Origin of the sequence: Agromyces humi (assembly GCF_009720255.1) — a bacterium.
Classification (GTDB): Bacteria; Actinomycetota; Actinomycetes; order Actinomycetales; family Microbacteriaceae; genus Agromyces; species Agromyces humi.
The window spans coordinates 39548-54092 of record NZ_WJSP02000001.1 but is presented as its reverse complement, the minus strand read 5'-3'; the positions used below and the strand labels follow the sequence as shown (position 1 = coordinate 54092).

At 66.3% G+C, this 14545-nt stretch carries 18 protein-coding genes; 5 read left to right on the top strand and 13 right to left on the bottom strand.

Annotated elements, in window-relative coordinates:
- The 13 genes from GH736_RS00215 to GH736_RS00155 all read right to left on the bottom strand — a co-directional run.
- On the bottom strand, nt 1-1167 hold a 1167-nt coding region (locus tag GH736_RS00215), incomplete at its 3' end, for a conjugal transfer protein TrbL (RefSeq protein WP_159599087.1).
- Nucleotides 1168-1194: 27 nt separating this feature from the next.
- Nucleotides 1195-1464 (bottom strand): DUF6112 family protein, encoded by a 270-nt coding sequence (locus tag GH736_RS00210; protein WP_159599085.1) that lies wholly within the window; start codon nt 1462-1464, stop codon nt 1195-1197.
- A 257-nt stretch (nt 1465-1721) separates the two neighbouring features.
- Entirely contained in the window at nt 1722-2291 is a 570-nt protein-coding gene (locus GH736_RS00205) for a hypothetical protein (protein ID WP_159599083.1), read from the bottom strand.
- Between the two features lie 216 nt (nt 2292-2507).
- Nucleotides 2508-3062: a hypothetical protein gene (locus GH736_RS00200; RefSeq protein ID WP_159599081.1), complete on the bottom strand. Its 555-nt coding sequence runs from the start codon at nt 3060-3062 to the stop codon at nt 2508-2510.
- 90 nt (nt 3063-3152) lie between these two features.
- Nucleotides 3153-3419 (bottom strand): DUF6112 family protein, encoded by a 267-nt coding sequence (locus tag GH736_RS00195; RefSeq protein WP_159599079.1) that lies wholly within the window; start codon nt 3417-3419, stop codon nt 3153-3155.
- A 1-nt stretch (nt 3420) separates the two neighbouring features.
- A complete protein-coding gene (locus GH736_RS00190) occupies nt 3421-4587 on the bottom strand; it encodes a M23 family metallopeptidase (protein WP_235933775.1) in 1167 nt (388 codons plus the stop codon).
- A gap of 9 nt (nt 4588-4596) precedes the next feature.
- Complete coding sequence (locus tag GH736_RS00185) at nt 4597-5253, bottom strand: hypothetical protein (protein ID WP_235933774.1); 657 nt, start codon at nt 5251-5253, stop codon at nt 4597-4599.
- 57 nt (nt 5254-5310) lie between these two features.
- Nucleotides 5311-6288: a ParB N-terminal domain-containing protein gene (locus GH736_RS00180; protein WP_159599077.1), complete on the bottom strand. Its 978-nt coding sequence runs from the start codon at nt 6286-6288 to the stop codon at nt 5311-5313.
- Nucleotides 6285-7175: a type 1 periplasmic-binding domain-containing protein gene (locus GH736_RS00175; RefSeq protein ID WP_235933773.1), complete on the bottom strand. Its 891-nt coding sequence runs from the start codon at nt 7173-7175 to the stop codon at nt 6285-6287. The genes GH736_RS00180 and GH736_RS00175 overlap by 4 nt, the downstream gene beginning before the upstream one ends.
- A gap of 3 nt (nt 7176-7178) precedes the next feature.
- Nucleotides 7179-7589, bottom strand: a complete 411-nt coding sequence (locus GH736_RS00170; protein WP_159599075.1) for a hypothetical protein — start codon at nt 7587-7589, stop codon at nt 7179-7181.
- On the bottom strand, nt 7582-8220 hold the full coding sequence (locus GH736_RS00165; protein ID WP_159599073.1) for a DUF2637 domain-containing protein: 639 nt from the start codon (nt 8218-8220) through the stop codon (nt 7582-7584). The genes GH736_RS00170 and GH736_RS00165 overlap by 8 nt, the downstream gene beginning before the upstream one ends.
- Nucleotides 8221-8264: 44 nt before the next feature.
- Entirely contained in the window at nt 8265-9155 is an 891-nt protein-coding gene (locus GH736_RS25695) for a bifunctional DNA primase/polymerase (protein ID WP_407922315.1), read from the bottom strand.
- 35 nt (nt 9156-9190) lie between these two features.
- A complete protein-coding gene (locus GH736_RS00155) occupies nt 9191-10252 on the bottom strand; it encodes an ArdC-like ssDNA-binding domain-containing protein (RefSeq protein WP_159599069.1) in 1062 nt (353 codons plus the stop codon).
- Nucleotides 10253-10588: 336 nt separating this feature from the next.
- Here GH736_RS00155 and GH736_RS00150 point away from each other — a divergent pair, with 336 nt between their 5' ends.
- The 5 genes from GH736_RS00150 (at nt 10589) to GH736_RS00130 (ending at nt 14425) form a co-directional block, all read left to right on the top strand.
- Entirely contained in the window at nt 10589-11020 is a 432-nt protein-coding gene (locus GH736_RS00150) for a hypothetical protein (protein WP_235933772.1), read from the top strand.
- 65 nt (nt 11021-11085) lie between these two features.
- Nucleotides 11086-11550: a hypothetical protein gene (locus GH736_RS00145; RefSeq protein ID WP_159599067.1), complete on the top strand. Its 465-nt coding sequence runs from the start codon at nt 11086-11088 to the stop codon at nt 11548-11550.
- A gap of 20 nt (nt 11551-11570) precedes the next feature.
- Nucleotides 11571-12569, top strand: coding sequence for a DUF6545 domain-containing protein (locus GH736_RS00140; protein ID WP_203230604.1), 999 nt, complete (start codon nt 11571-11573; stop codon nt 12567-12569).
- A 62-nt stretch (nt 12570-12631) separates the two neighbouring features.
- On the top strand, nt 12632-13714 hold the full coding sequence (locus GH736_RS00135; protein ID WP_235933771.1) for an alpha/beta hydrolase family protein: 1083 nt from the start codon (nt 12632-12634) through the stop codon (nt 13712-13714).
- A 213-nt stretch (nt 13715-13927) separates the two neighbouring features.
- Nucleotides 13928-14425 carry a hypothetical protein gene (locus GH736_RS00130; protein WP_159599063.1) on the top strand — a complete coding sequence of 166 codons (498 nt, stop codon included), beginning with the start codon at nt 13928-13930 and terminating at the stop codon, nt 14423-14425.
- The last annotated feature ends 120 nt before the right edge of the window (nt 14426-14545 follow it).

Below are 14545 nucleotides of genomic sequence, written 5' to 3'. Positions count from 1 at the left end.
CGCCGCGCCCGCACCCGTTGCGCCGGCTTCGGTTCCGCTGGCGGCTGCACCGCCGCCCGCTACGCCAGCGCTGGACGCTCCGGCGGAACCGCCAGCTGCCGTACCTGAAGCGCTGCCCGCTCGAGCTCCGGCATGCCCAGCGGTCGCGCCGGTCAGGACAGGACCATCGCCCTGGGCGCCCTTGGTTCCGCTTCCGCCGCCGTCAAGGATCTTCTTCGCGTTGTCGATGCCAGGCGCGCCGGGCACCGGCACTGGGCGATTCATAGCCGACTTTGCCTCCTGCTCGCTGGACATGGCGTGGTACATGTCGAAGCCGACGAAGTTGAGGAACTTGTACGTGATGTAGGGAGCGAACGCGGCGATGAACATCAGCACGATGCCGGCGATCGGATCGCTGATCGAGGCGAGGTCGGCGTCGATCGGGGCCGCAACTTGCGCGATGGCGACGAGGAAGATCACGACGAGCACGAGCTTAGACAGCACAAGGGCCACCACGAACGCGATCCATTTGGAGATCCAGCCTTTTGTGGCATCCCACGTCGCCCCAGCCAAAGCGATTGGCCCAAACACGATCGCAACCAGCAGCAGCGCCTTGCGAATCAGGAGGGAGAACCAAACGATCGCGGCCGCGCTGATCGCGAGTGCAGAAAGGAAGATCGTCACGATCGCACCGACGCCGGGGGCAGCGATGCTGACCGTCGCCAGTCCGCCAGCGAGGAGGGCGATGCGGTCGCCCATGCCTTCCATGGTGTTACCGGTTGCCTGGACTACGCCGATCGAGAGTTGATCGGTGATCTCCAGCAGGAGGGCGGTGAGGCTGACGATCACGAACGAGCCGAGGATCGACTTGGCCAAGCCGATGGCGGCGCGGGGGAGGGCGGTCGGATCGCGGTGCACAAGTCCCGTGATCAGCTGCAGGAAGAAGAAGATCAGGGTGACGAACACTGCCACCCCGAAGAGGACGTTGAATACTTCGAGGTAGCTCGGGTCGGTGACGTCGACGAGGGTGGTGGTGTCGAAGGCGGTCCAGACGGCCTCGAACATCCACGCGGCCGCAGCGCCCATCGCAGCGGCCAGCCAGTCGAAGGGCGCCGTGACGAGGGAAGCGGTGCCCTCGCCGACCGCAGTGCAGACTTCGGCGATGACTGGGATGTCGCAGACGCTCATCGTCGAGCCCAAATCGGCACGTCGGTCTCAGACGGCCTGTCCGACATTCCAGAAGAAGTTCGTCAGTGTCACCGCCGCGCCGCAGATGACTGCGGCCCCGCAAGCGATCAGCACGCCGGCCTTTCCGCGCGAGGCCAGGTGCGGGTTCGACGAGTTCGCGCCGAACCCCCACACGATCGCCGCGACGATCAGCGCGAGCACGGCCATGATGAGGCCGATCGTCATAACGGCGCCGACGATTGTGCGCAGTTGGTCGATGCCCGGCAGGCCGGTGCCGTTGGGGTCAATGTCGATCACGGTGGGCTCCTCAGTCGTATGAAGGTCGACTGGGAGGTACGCAACGTCCTCCGGAACAGCCAGGCTCTGCCTTCCGATCGTGATCAACGGGGAATGGACGCGATCTCCAAGCAGACAGCTGGGCCCTCGATCCAGAACCAGTTGGCGGATCCAGAACCTGCCAGTTGGCGTCACACCAGTGCTTGCGGCGTTGCGGAGCATGCCTGGAGATTTCCGGCGCCTCGTCGTGGCAGGCCGCCGTCAATGTCCAACTAGGCCTACGCGGAGCGGCGATAGTCCTCGATTTGCACGATTGGCGCGAGCGCGATGTTCTCGACGGTGGCTGATTCTGCGATATCGGCTCCACTCTCGATGGTGACCAATACAGGCTCGTCGCCGGTTGGTGAGTCGACCACAGCGCGGCTTATGGCCGGGGACTCGCGCAGCGCTAGCTTCCTTTCTTTACGCTCGTTACGTTTCTCTACCGCCCATGGAACGACGATCTCTCGCACAAGTCGCTCGGCGCCGTCGAAGAGTGGCTGCAGGAGCGAGGCCACGAACTCCTGGTTCTCACGTCGACGCCGGTCCTCGGCCTCTTCCTCGCGCCGCCTGCGTGTGTCGGCTTCGCGCTGCATGTATGCGTCGAACTCGCGATCCTCTTCGGACCGAATGGGGGCCTGCTGATAGGGCTGCGGGTTGGTGTACTGCTTGACGATTGGGCCGTGGTCGCGGGCGCCGCCGGAACTCAGCATTGCGTCGGTGATGGGGTTGCCGTCGTCGTCATGTGTCGCGATCTCTACGACTACCTTCCGAACGCCTGGTGTCATCGGGTTCTTCTTGGTGCTCATCGGCCCTCCAAACGAGTCACGTTGAGCATATGGGCAGCGGCGACATCGCAGGCTCGAATTCGCCACGAATCGAGGAAAGCGGTGCGGCAGGCGAATCAGCCCTTCCCCGAACCATCAAAGTTGATCGACCTAAGCATCTTTGTGATGGAGGTCGATGTCACTCTGCCGCGAAGGGATGACCCTGTTGTGGCCCGCCACCAGAGCCCCTGATGCTCGCTAATGGAGGCCACGTTCGCGAACGTTCGCGAACGGCGTCTGACCGTGGGCGGTTTTGAATTGATCAATCAGGTCGTCCTCGACCTGATCCGCTCGGTATCCGGGCGTTTCAATCCAGCACGCGAGGAGCGCGTCGGTGTTCTGCAATTGCCAGATCGCTCGACCACCCGAATGGCTACTGCTCCTTTTGCTGAAAGGCTTCAGCCGGTCCCGAAGGCCCTCTTTCCCCATCGCCTTGCCGATATAGAGGACTGGCGTATCGGCAACCCAGCGTCGATCGAGCTCCTCAATGGAGTATTTCTTGAGCCGGGCACGCTTGACCGGGTTGTCAAGGGTGAACGTGTGTTGAAGGCTGGCGTCCGGAAGCAGGACCATGTAGATGCCGTGCTCCTTGGGAACCGAGCGCGCGTCCAGTCCTACAAGTGGGACGAATCCCTCGAAGCCGCGAGCCTTCAGTCCATCTCGATCCCACGTTTCAGGAAACAGGTAGTCGGTTCGTCTCACAGGCTCAGAGTAACCACACTCATCGTCGGCCGCCGCCAGGGCCCAGCTCATCGTGGGTCGCATATCGGGCGCCTCTTAAGTGATCCATCTCGGGGCAGCGAAATCGTCCGACTGCAGTTGCGGAGGGCTCCTGTCGTGGGGCTATAGGTCCGACCCGATGCGGAGGAGGAAGTTCGCCCACGCTACGCCGAGCCCCGAGAGCGCAGCGGTACCGCACGCGATCCAGAGTCCGAGGCGGGCGCGGGTGGCCGTTTGGTAGTGGCCGTTGGCGGTGGCGAGCGCCCAGGTAACGGCACTGATGATCATCATGAGTACGGCGAAGATCAGGACGTAGGTCATCAGGGCGCCGATGATGCTGCGGAGTTCGGCGGCGGCGCCGACGGCGCCGAAGTCGGGGAAGATGTCCATTTCACGGGTTCCTTTCTGGGCGGCATCCGACAAGGGTGACCTCTGCGTCGCCGATGCCAGCTGCGCCGTGTTCGGCGAGCCAATCGAGGGCATCGACAGCGGGTTGACCTTGCCCGCCAGGGTGGATCTGGAGGTGCAGATGTGGGCCGGTGGACTTGCCTGCCGAGCCGACGTCCCCGATGTGTTGACTGGCGGCGACGCTGTCACCGACTTTGACGTGGATACCGGTTTCGTACATGTGCGCGTAGTACGAGGCGACGGTCTGGCCGGCGACCGTGTGCTCGAGGATGATCAACCCGCCGTAGGTGCCGCGCGGGCCGGCGAAGACGACGCGGCCGTCGGCGACGGCAAGAATCGGGGTGCCGCCAGGTGCAGCGAGATCGCTGCCGGCGTGGAAGGCGTGCGCGCCGGTGACGGGGTCGGTTCGCCAGCCGAAGCTGTCGGTGCTCGTATAGGTGCCATGCGGGAGCGGGAAGACGATCTGCGTCGTCTCGGGCACGCGGGCGACGCCGCTGTCTGGGCCGGTCGAGTTCGAGCTGGTGAGGGCGGCGAGAATCGTTTCGGCGACGGGCTCGTAGTCGCGGTAGCGATCCGGGTAGGCACTGACCTCGACGGCTTGCGCAGCCGCGCCGCGTTCGAGCTGCTGCCAACCCGGGATATCGAGCAGACCCCGCGGAGAGCCGTCGTTCGGGCCGGACGGTCCGCCGTAAAAGGCGCGGGCCTGGTAGTTCGGATCCATGAGATCGGCTACGGTGCCCCATCCTGAGACCGGGCGCATCTGGAAGAGGCCGAGGGAGTCGTGGTCGAATCCGATGCCGTCGTTCGGGTAGTCCGCCGATTCGGGGTAGGCGCTGGGGTTGGCAAGCATTTTGAGGCCCGACTCGGTGAGCGCCGCCATGAGCGCAATCATCACGCCGTCGCGGCCGACGCCGGCGATCTGCGAACCGATCGTGGTAATCATGGCCGCATGTGTCAGCTGCCGACGGTTCAGCGTGAGAGTCTGGCCGTTGCTGGTTCGGGTGGTGAGGGAATCCGGGATACTGCCGACGGTGAGCGAGCCGACCGTGCACGAGCGTGCGGCCGGGTTGACGAGTGCGGCGACGCTCACGAGCCCGGCGGGCGGGCCGATGAAGACGAGCACGAGCAGGATGACGAGGAGCTTCTTCACCAGGCATCCTCATTGCAGCGGCGCGTCGGGGCGCGACAGCCGGAGCAGTCGGCACAGCTCGCCGGTCGGGCAGTCGATGAAGACGGTGAACGACACCCTGCGGGAGCTCTCGACGGGCTCGCGGTTCCAGGTGCCGTCTCGGTAGGCGGTGCCGGTCACGGTGTAGGCGACGGTGGTCTTCGAGAGCTGGCCAGCGGATGACTGCGCGCGGGCGGTGATCCAGGCATCCGGGACCTCGACCGTGTCGATTTGGAGGCGCTGCCGCGTGCCGTACGTCTGCAACTGGTCCCAGACAGTCGAGCTGGGCAGGTAGGTGCGGACATCGGTAGCAACGCCGACCGCTTCGTCGGAGTCGGCGACGTCGACGAGGGGCTGTGCCCACGCGGCGGCGTTATCGGGCGATCGCGTGTCCCAGTCGAAGAGCGACCGAGCGACGCTGCGCGCGAAGCGCTCGGGGTCGGGGGTGTCGGCGATCGGGTGCGGCCAGGAGATCGGGTCCGGACGGGTTGGGGCCGTGTTCGCCGCCGACGCCGGCAGGGACTCGCGCTCGGCCACGACCGCTTGCCCGCGCAGCAGCCCGTAGATCCCCACCCCGATGAGCGCGAGCAGGATGCATCCGCCCGCCAGGACGGCGATGATCAGTCGCCCGCGATGGGCGAACGGCATGGTTAGCTCCTCTGCAGCGTCCCGATGAGCAAGGTCGTGGGACAGGTGCGCGCGAGGTCATCGGGCGATCGCCTGCGTCTGGCTCCGGAGTTCCCGGATCGCCTCGGTGAACTCGACCGTGCCGGCGACCGTCGCTTCGAACTGCTCCCACTGCTCACCGGTAAGCCCGGCTGCGATCTCGTCGACGTCGAAGTGCAGCCACCACTCCCGAAGGTCGGACCATTGGAGAACGAACGCCCGGATCGGCAGCTTCACGATTTCATCGCCCTCGCTCACAGCCGGTCGGCTACGTCGCTTCAATCGCGATTCCGCTTTCACGCGCGCGAGTGCTTCCTTCGCGAGCTGTTCAAGATCTGCAGGGGTGCTCGATCCGTCGACCGCGTGCAGTTGCGTCGTGACCGCCCGGAGCGCTGGCTTGACTGGAGCGCCGCCGTCGATATTGGCGAGTGCTCGATCCGCGTCGGCTCGGAGTTCGTCCGTGGCATCCTCGTCGTCGACGATCTGCTGAAGCCGACCGATTCGTTCATGCGTGTTGTACGAACGGTTGCCGGTCACCAGCTGTGCTGCCTGCGAACGAGTATCACCGGAACCCCGAGGTCGCGGTGCCGCACCGGGTGCGGCACCGCCCTGGTGGACGCCGCCGACGCCGAATCGACCGGTGGCTTGCCGCCTCTGGGCATCCTCGGCGAGCAGCTGCTTCACTTCTCGATAGAGCGCCGCCGCCTCGGTCGGCGCGAGGGACTTGTGCAGCGCGTTGTCGTCTTGTTCGGCGAGCAGTCGCGCGAGGTCGTCGGAGATCCCGGATCGCACCCACACGCTCACCGTTCGATGACCGAGCTGGCGCAGCGCCGCGAGTCGCCTCGCTCCGCAGACGAGGTCACCGTCAGGCGTGACCGTGATCGGCTGGAGTAGTCCTTGGCGTTCGATGGAGGCGGCGAGGGCGGCGATGTCGCCGAGGTCGGTGCGGTGGCGGGCGCCGACACGGATCGAGTCGATCGCCCGCTCGAGCTCGATGTGCCCCTGGCCGCTAGTCATGCCGACGCCCGCGGGGTGTTGACGACGACGTCGGCAACGAGATCGTCGTCCCGTAGCAAGGCGCGCAACGGTTCGCCAACGAGTAGCCGCAGTAGGATGCCTCGGCCCGCGACGGTGTGCTGGTGCACCGGGTCGCAGCATCCGAGCAGGGCCTTGAGCATCGCGTGCCAGGCGCGCTGCGGTAGATCGAGTTGGGCGCGAGCTGAATAGTCACGACGGAGGGATTCATACGCGGACGCTCGGGAAGGGGCATCCACAAGCCGACCGCAAACGTACTCAACGCCGGTGCGCGCCCGGTCGCTCGGCCAGCCGAGCAGCGTGAAGAAAGTGATCGCGTCGCGGATGGCGGCCTGCACATCCTCGCGCGGCGCCGTCTCAGTGTCGGTGATCGCGTCGGCGGCCGCGGTGCGGAACGCCGGGTGGTACTCGGGCAGTTCGTGCTCGCGGTCGCTGAAGCGTTCGGCATCGTGGAACACCGACACCTTCGCGCGCCGCGCCTGATGCACCGAGCACAGCAGTCCCTGTGCGCGTTCCTCGGCGATGCACGTGACCTGCACGGCCCGGGTCACCAGCGCCCACGGGTCATCTGCGCGGAGCGTCGCCGGGGCGCGCATCGCATCGAATGCCGCGGAGGCAGCCTCCCACGGGTCGAGGCGGTGCTTGCGGGCGAGGGCCGAGTACTTCTCGGCGGCGTACTGCAGGAGGGCGTTGGCTTCCGGGTCGGTGCGCCAAGCGCTGCCGTCGGATTCCTGCATACGCTTGAGCAGCATCCTCAGGCCTTCGGAATTCCGGAAGGCCTCCGGCTCGCATTCTCGTGTCGAGCTCCAGATCATCGCGGCACCTCCCGTCGGATCGGTGCGTGTTGCCGCGGTCTCCACGATGCTCATGACTCACCGCCGTCCCATCCCCGGGCGAGCGAACTGGAGGTGCTGGGGTGACCGGCCGAACTCGGAGAGGGGAGGCAGTTTCGCCGCCCGCTCGCGGATCGCTCGCCGGGTCGTCGCCGGCGCTCGGCGCAGCCGTCGCGCGAGGTCGGCTTCCAGATCGAGGCCTCGGCCAGCGATGCGGCCGGTGCCGGAGCTCAGCAGGTCGGATGCGCGAACCCACACGATTCCGGGCCGTTGCTGGGGCCCGCTCGGGTCGAGCGAGGGGGTCGGGCCTGCCTCGGTCGCGCTGCTGCGAACGGCGAGCGCAGCGTAAATGCGCTCGGCGACGTCGTCGGTCGGTGCATCCGTGTCCGGGACGCCCGTGCGCCCGTCGACTGCGAATCGGCGGTTCTGCTCGAATTCGTCTTCATCCATCGCCCGCGCCCTCCCTCACAATGCCGGTCTGTGACGTAGGTGCGCCGACGTGATCACGCAGCCACCGCCCGATCGTCGAGGGATGCACGCCGAGGTGACGCGCGATCGCCGAATTCGACCACCCGAGCGCGCGCAGCGAGGAAGCGTCGTCGCGCGGTGCGACGGCGGTGGGATCTTGACGGATGATCGTGGCCGTCGGCAGTCTCGCCAGCGACTTCGTGGCTGCGGGCGCCAGGGCCTCGGCCGAACTCGTCTTCCGTGGAGCGCGCATCAGGACCGAGGTCAGGTGGGTGATCGCGAGCAGCACGAGCGGCGGGACGGCCGAGACAGATGCCGCGAGTATCAGCGGCACCTCGGTCGTCTCGGCGACGATTGCGTGGATCGCATTGGCGGCAACGGAGATGGCGGTGCCGGCGATCAGGAGCATCCACGGGTACCAGGCGACGCGCGACCGCGCGAGGGCGACGGCGGCGACTGTCGCGACGACGATGATGCCATCGACGATGAGTGGCCACACCCACGATTGCGCCGGGTCGAGACCAGAGCGGCGCGCGAGGTCGCTGAGCGAGGTGAACGAGAGCCAGAACGCTCCGGCCGCGATGAAGACAGTGCCGACTACAGCGGTGATCATCGCGAGGCGGACGCCGTCAGGGCGCGTGTGAGGGTTGCGACGGGTCAGGGCAGGCATCGCGAGTCACATGCCCTTCGCGGCGGGGACGGATTTGCGGACCAGGGGATCGACGTCTGCCTCGGGCCTGGCGGCCGCGGTGGTCTCGCCGAGGCCTGACGGCTCGCGGACCGAACCGTGGTCGCTATCTCGGCATCCGGGAGGCCCGCGCTCGCTGCGGCCGGCGCCAGTGCGGATGTGACGGCGTCGGGTGGGAAACCGGCCTCCGCGAGTCGGCAGGCGGCCCAGAAGAGACCTGCGTTCCGCTCACCCTCTTGGAGGCGACCCACCCATCCAGCCAGCCTGCTCGGATCGAGCGCCGGGGCTGGGGCCCACTCTGCTGGGCGCGTGCTTGGTCGTGCTCGCCGCGGGTCGACGAACTCGCGAAGCGCGACCGCGTCGACGGGATTGGTGTCGGATGCCGACACGGAGAAGAGCCGGTACGCGACCCGGCCGCCATCCGTCGTCAGGATCGATGGCGGCGCGATCACGTATCCTCCAGTCCCGCGGAAATCGATGCGCGCGACGGCTGCCTGCCAGCAGGGTTGCGGGCGGGACCGCATCGCGGGGAAGTAGAGGTGCAAGCCGCCAGATGGCGTGCGAACGCGGGCGAGTTCCCCATCGACGAGTCCGGCCATGGCGGCGCGCTCGAGCGCGGGGAAACCCGACCCCGCGTCACCCTTCACATCGACATCGACAACGTCGACCCCGGAGGCGTTGCCAGTCGGCATGGCGAGGTTCGCCTCAGGCCAACGAGCCCACCAGGTCTCGACTTGGTGGACGTCGCAGCTGGCATCGTGGAATCCGGCCGAGGTCAGGGGCCACTTCTCCTCGCGGGCACACGGGAAGACCGGGACGCCGGCACGGGCGAATGCGATCGCCGCGTTGCGCGCCGGCATCTGGTTCGTGGTCAACAGCAGTTCTGCGATGTCCATCAGAGGCTCCGCGCTTCGAGCTGTTCCGGCTGCCGCTCCGACGACGCCGTGACGGACGTCGCGGAGATTCGCTGAGTGTGCGCGGACCGATCGAGTCCGGGAGCATCTCCGGCACCGCTTTGGGCGGTGGGGAGCCGGTCGAGTAACGCGGCGGCGGTTCGTCGCACACGCTCACCGGTCTCCTGAACCACCTCGGTGGGCGACCTGCCCTGCACCGAGTTCGCCCACGACGACACATACGGGATCGTGTAGTCGCTCGTATCCATCCCGTGCGCGGCGCCGATCATCAGCGCGACCGACTCTGCCTCGACCTCGCCGATCCCGCGATGCGAGGAGGCATCGCTTTCGGGCTCGTGCATCTGGATGTGCGCGAGCTCGTGCGCCAAGGTCTTCACGCGCGCGGCGGCATCCATGTCGTCGCGCACCATCACCGCGCGCGCCCCGAAATCCGTGACGCCGTTCGCGCTGCGCAGCTCGGTGGCATCCGAAACCGTCGACAAGGTGAAGCCCTCGTCTCGAACGATCGCGGCGAGCCCATCCCAGAGTCCCGGCGGTGCCTCGCCGCGGAGTAGGAGCGGAGCCGGCACTTCGGGCAGCGGACGACCGTCAGTCTGCGAGACGTCCCATACATACGCGGGACGAACCCCGACCATTCGCGAGCGGACGATCTCGCCTGCGCGCGGTCGTTCGTTGCGGTCGAGCCGACGCCACGAGTCCGCATCCGTGGGCGCCGACGTCGCAAACCGCGCGGTGAGCGGTGCGAAGATCATGTACCCGCGCTGTCCGGCGATCACTCGGCGGCCCAGTGCTTGCCACTGCTTGAAGCCGGCAACGAACGTCGGCATCGGGTCGGGGATGCGTCCCTGCCGGTAGGCGGCCTCGTGCTGCCACCAGATCAGCAGCGTGTTGTTGAACGATCGCGTGCGGAATCGGGCGGCGAACTCGAGGGCACGCTTCCACTCGTCGCCGGTCACGAGCGTCTCGACTGACGCGACAAGGTGCTCATGCAGCTCGACGAGCTTCGCTTCCCAGACGTGATGCGGCTGCGGTTTCGTCGACACGGTGACCACCCTTCGAAGCGAACGCCGCGCGCGCTGTGCGCGCAGCTGACGCATAGGTGTGCCCGTCTGCGCCCGGGATGCTCCGGGCGTAGGTGAGCGGCATCGCGGAGCCCCGCATGTGCAACAACAGCTCGGACACCGCGGGAGTGCTGAACTTGCTCCGACCTCCCTCGTTGAGCATGCTCAAACCTCTGTTTCGCCTCGTTCCTACCACGCGATTTGAGCATGCGCAATAGTTGCGTTGAGCATGCTCAACGGGTAGATTGAGCATGCCCAACGCATTCATGGCGAGCGAAACAGATCAGCGAAACCAGACCTATCCCGAGGGTGATGGTGATGCGAGACATGAACGAAGACGAGAGCAAAGCAGCAGCAGAGGACCTTGCGAAGCGCCTCAGGCTCCTCCTCGACGTCGCGGTCGCTGAAACTGGATCCGAGCCGACCTACTCGCAGATCGCCGCGTACCTCGAAGAGCGCGGCATCAACCTGTCGCGATCCCGCTGGACGTACATGGTGAACGGCCACCGGTACGTCCAGGACCGCGCCTTGTTCGACGGTCTCGCCGCCTACTTCGACGTCGATACCGAGTTCTTGGTGGGCGCCGAAGGTGCGGAAGCTCCGGAGCGGGTGAGTGCACAGCTCGATCTCGTTCGCTCGATGCGCGCCGCTCGCGTGAAGTCGTACGCCGCTCGCACACTCGGAGATATCTCGCCGAACGCGCTCGTGGCGATCAGCAAGTTCCTCGACGAGGAGATCACAAGAACGTAGGCCTACGGCGCGTATACGCCCGGGCGTCGAAACCCTATAACTCGTCCCAACGGAGGTGACGACCCGTGAACAGCGAGGCGGCCGTGTCAGCGGCATTCGACGAACTCGCCCTCGGGGACGTGTTCACGTTCGACGAGCTGGTCGGTGCGGTGCAGTCCCGGCGCGGGCGCGGCCTGCGGATCATCGAACTCTCCGAGCTCGGGGACCACGACGGGCTCTGCGCGATCTGGCTCAAGACGGACGCAGAAGATCTGGTACTTCACGCACACAGCGAGTCGGTGCTGCATCGACAGCAATTTGTTTTGCACGAGCTCGCGCACATGATCTTCGATCACGGTGACGATGATGATCCGGCGGAACCCGACTTCCTGCTGCCGGACATCCCGCCTGAGACTAGGCGGCGCCTACTCAGGCGACAGGATCTGAACACGGCCGACGAGATTCTCGCGGAATCGCTCGCCGACCAACTGGCTGCCGCCATTCGCGGGTCAGCGATGCACGAGTCGCGGTTCCTGGAGATCTTCGGGTGATTCCGGCCCTCGTCTCCGCAATGATGTGGCTGCTGCTTGCATGCCTGCTCATTCTGCGGCGGGGACGTGGCGAGCGCACCATCACCTACGCCGCAGTCCTCATCGCGATCGCGATGACGCTGAACATCGACTCGGTCTATATCGCTCTCGACGGGATTGTCGGCGGGACCAACCTCCTGACCCTCGTGGCCGATCTCGCCCTGACGGTCGGCGTGTTCTTCCTCGGTCGCGGGGTCATGAAGGCATCCGATCGCCAGCCGCGATCCGTACAGCTCGCGCTCGGGACACCCGCGCTCGCGACCACCCTGGTCTGTGCGATCGCCGCGTTCTTTCGCATCGATCGGCGTTCGACCACTACAAGCCTCATGCTCGAGCTCGGAGACCAAGCGGCCGCCGCCGCCTACTCGATGATCCACTTCGTCTACTACGCGATCGTGCTCACGGCGATGGCCGTTCTTGCGTCTCGTCAGCTGCGAATCAACCGGGGCGTCCAACTTCTGCCGCCGGCCTCGCTCGTCATCGGCAGCATCTTCGGCTTCGCGCTCACCGCCGTCGTCATCACGATGGATATCGCGCACGCGGCCGGGGACCTCGACGCGATGACTGCCGTCTCCGTCGCGTACGGCCCGCTGTACTTACTCACGTTTCTGTTCCTCTGCCTCGGCTTCGCTGGCCAGCCGGTGGCCCGAAGCCTGCAGGCGCGATCTCGCGAACGGACAACGCGCGCCCTGACGCAGGAGCTCGAGCCTTTGTGGGCTCGAGCAATCGCGGTCCGACCCGGTATCAGCCAGAGGGAGGATGCTTCATTCCACGCCGACAACGGCGAAACACTGCTGCATCGCCAGGTTGTCGAGATCCGCGACGCGATGATCGACACGCGGGTGGCGTTCGAAGTGAGTGAGGGGGAGCGGGAGCTGGTGGAGCGGGCAGAACGGCATCTGCTCGGAGCGGAATCGGGTGCTGCTGCATCGGTGGCACGCGAGCACCCGCATATCGGGTGGGGGCAGCAGAAGCGATGAGAGTGGGGTGGGGAGTAGCGGGCGCGATTGCCTCGGTCGGCGTCGCGCTCGGAGGCTTGGGCTTGGGTATCGCGAGGCGCCTCACCACTCCTGTGGGCGGTCGAAAATACCACCTCACCATTCGTGGGGTGGACGACTCGGGAGAGCGGCCGATCGTTGCGCTCGATCACACGCCGCAAACGGCAGCGCCCGGTCGCTACTGCCTCCTGCTCGAGAACGGGGGTTTGGTTCGGCTGTCGAGCGAAGTCGAGGATCTCGGTCTCGGGCTCGTCGGCCGCGACGTATTGGGCGACCCCCGCGTAGGTCTCCGAGTCGGCGAACGGGCATCCTGGAGCGGCATCTACTTCTCGAGCCCGGAGGATGCGGGGCTCGAGGCATCGGACGTCGCCATCCCGACGGATGCCGGCCCGGCTCCCGCCTGGCTCATTCGCCCTCGAGCTGGCTCATCGACGACGTGGGCCATCCACATTCACGGTCTCGGAAGCCCCCGTGCCGGAACGCTCCGCGGCGTGCAGGTCGCCGCCGAGGCCGGATTCATGTCGCTCGTCGTGAGCTACCGGAACGACGGCGAAGGTCCGAGGACGGGTTCTGGACGGTCGACACTCGGTGCAACGGAAGTCGACGACGTGCGGGCGGCTGTGGACTACGCGCTCGCGCACGGCGCGAGCCGAGTAATCCTCTTCGGATGGTCGATGGGCGCTGGCATTGCACTGCAATTGGCCGTGGGCCCCGAGCTTCGAGGTATCGCCGCCGCGCTCGTGCTCGAGTCACCGGTGCTCGACTGGGTCTCGACCATCAAGGCGAACTGCAGGCGGTCAGGGCTTCCCGCGTGGACCGGCGCGCTCGCCGTGCCGTGGCTCGACAACCGGCAGTTGTCACGCATCACAGGTCTCGGTACGCCCGTCGGGCTGCGCCGCTTCGATTGGATCACGCGTGCCAATGAACTCACCGCCCCGACGCTCATCCTCCACGGATCCGCTGATACATCGGCGCCGATCGGGGTAGCGGCGCACCTTCGAGATCGCAGACCCGATCTCGTTCAGCTCGAGCGTTTTGATGCGGACCACACGATGACGTGGAACTCCGACCCCGAGCGTTGGCGAGCTGCCGTGGCTACCGCGTTGGCTGATTGTGTCGGAGGGTGATCTGCCGCAGCGCGGTGCTGCAGTTGCGCACACTGCTTGGGAACAGGGCCACCGCTGAAGCTTCGGGGAGCGCGGCGATTTGCCGTCCCCTCGCTCTAATCCGGTTCGAGCGTTGCCGGTGCCTGTGCGCACTCATCAATCCCACTGCCAGACGGCACTACTCCGCTTTCGGGGGATATCGGCTTCAGCGACCGTGGTGGTTCAATGGCCGCCATGCGACAAATCTTCGCCGGCTTGTTCTTCATCGCCGGGCTCCTTCTCTTTTTCTTCTCGTTCGCACAGGACAGCTTCGCCGCGGGGATTCCCTGGGCACTTGGAGGCATCGTTTCAGCGGTCATTGGCCTCGCGATGTCGCAGGCCAAACCACAAACGAATATCCAGCCCGACAACGAAGATCTAACTGCGAAGGCGCGCAACCGCGAGGTCGCACTGCAACTGGCAGCGACGGGCGGCATGCAGGCGAGCATGGCGCGCCAGTGGCTGCAGGCCTATGAGAAAGATTCCAGCGTGCCCATCTTCGGCGTGAGACCGTACTGGACACCGACCGGCCCAGGGGGTGCCCCTCAACTGCTTTCCACAATCGGTCTTCGCGGTATCGACGACAGATTGGAATATGTGCGACAAGCCGCAGCCAGCGACCCTCTCCTCCCGATCATCGTTGACGACCCAAACCGACTCGTGCGCGAAGCGGCGCGTGCACGACTGGCATAGGTGTACCCCAGCTTGCGACAGCTCGACCACGAAGAACGACGGGCCACGAGCGTCAGACGGGCCGCTGCGTCGACGGCACCAAGTGCAAGGCGCCGGCAACAGCTCGGGCGACATGGTCTT

Coding starts and splice junctions, on each gene's coding strand:
- GH736_RS00165 (WP_159599073.1), bottom strand. CDS start 8,220: ATGATCACCGCTGTAGTCGGCACTGTCTTCATCGCGGCCGGAGCGTTC.
- GH736_RS00195 (WP_159599079.1), bottom strand. CDS start 3,419: ATGGACATCTTCCCCGACTTCGGCGCCGTCGGCGCCGCCGCCGAACTC.
- GH736_RS00200 (WP_159599081.1), bottom strand. CDS start 3,062: ATGAGCTGGGCCCTGGCGGCGGCCGACGATGAGTGTGGTTACTCTGAG.
- GH736_RS25695 (WP_407922315.1), bottom strand. CDS start 9,155: ATGCCGGCGCGCAACGCGGCGATCGCATTCGCCCGTGCCGGCGTCCCG.
- GH736_RS00205 (WP_159599083.1), bottom strand. CDS start 2,291: ATGAGCACCAAGAAGAACCCGATGACACCAGGCGTTCGGAAGGTAGTC.
- GH736_RS00130 (WP_159599063.1), top strand. CDS start 13,928: ATGCGACAAATCTTCGCCGGCTTGTTCTTCATCGCCGGGCTCCTTCTC.
- GH736_RS00175 (WP_235933773.1), bottom strand. CDS start 7,175: ATGAGCATCGTGGAGACCGCGGCAACACGCACCGATCCGACGGGAGGT.
- GH736_RS00140 (WP_203230604.1), top strand. CDS start 11,571: ATGATGTGGCTGCTGCTTGCATGCCTGCTCATTCTGCGGCGGGGACGT.
- GH736_RS00150 (WP_235933772.1), top strand. CDS start 10,589: ATGCGAGACATGAACGAAGACGAGAGCAAAGCAGCAGCAGAGGACCTT.
- GH736_RS00180 (WP_159599077.1), bottom strand. CDS start 6,288: ATGACTAGCGGCCAGGGGCACATCGAGCTCGAGCGGGCGATCGACTCG.
- GH736_RS00185 (WP_235933774.1), bottom strand. CDS start 5,253: ATGCCGTTCGCCCATCGCGGGCGACTGATCATCGCCGTCCTGGCGGGC.
- GH736_RS00170 (WP_159599075.1), bottom strand. CDS start 7,589: ATGGATGAAGACGAATTCGAGCAGAACCGCCGATTCGCAGTCGACGGG.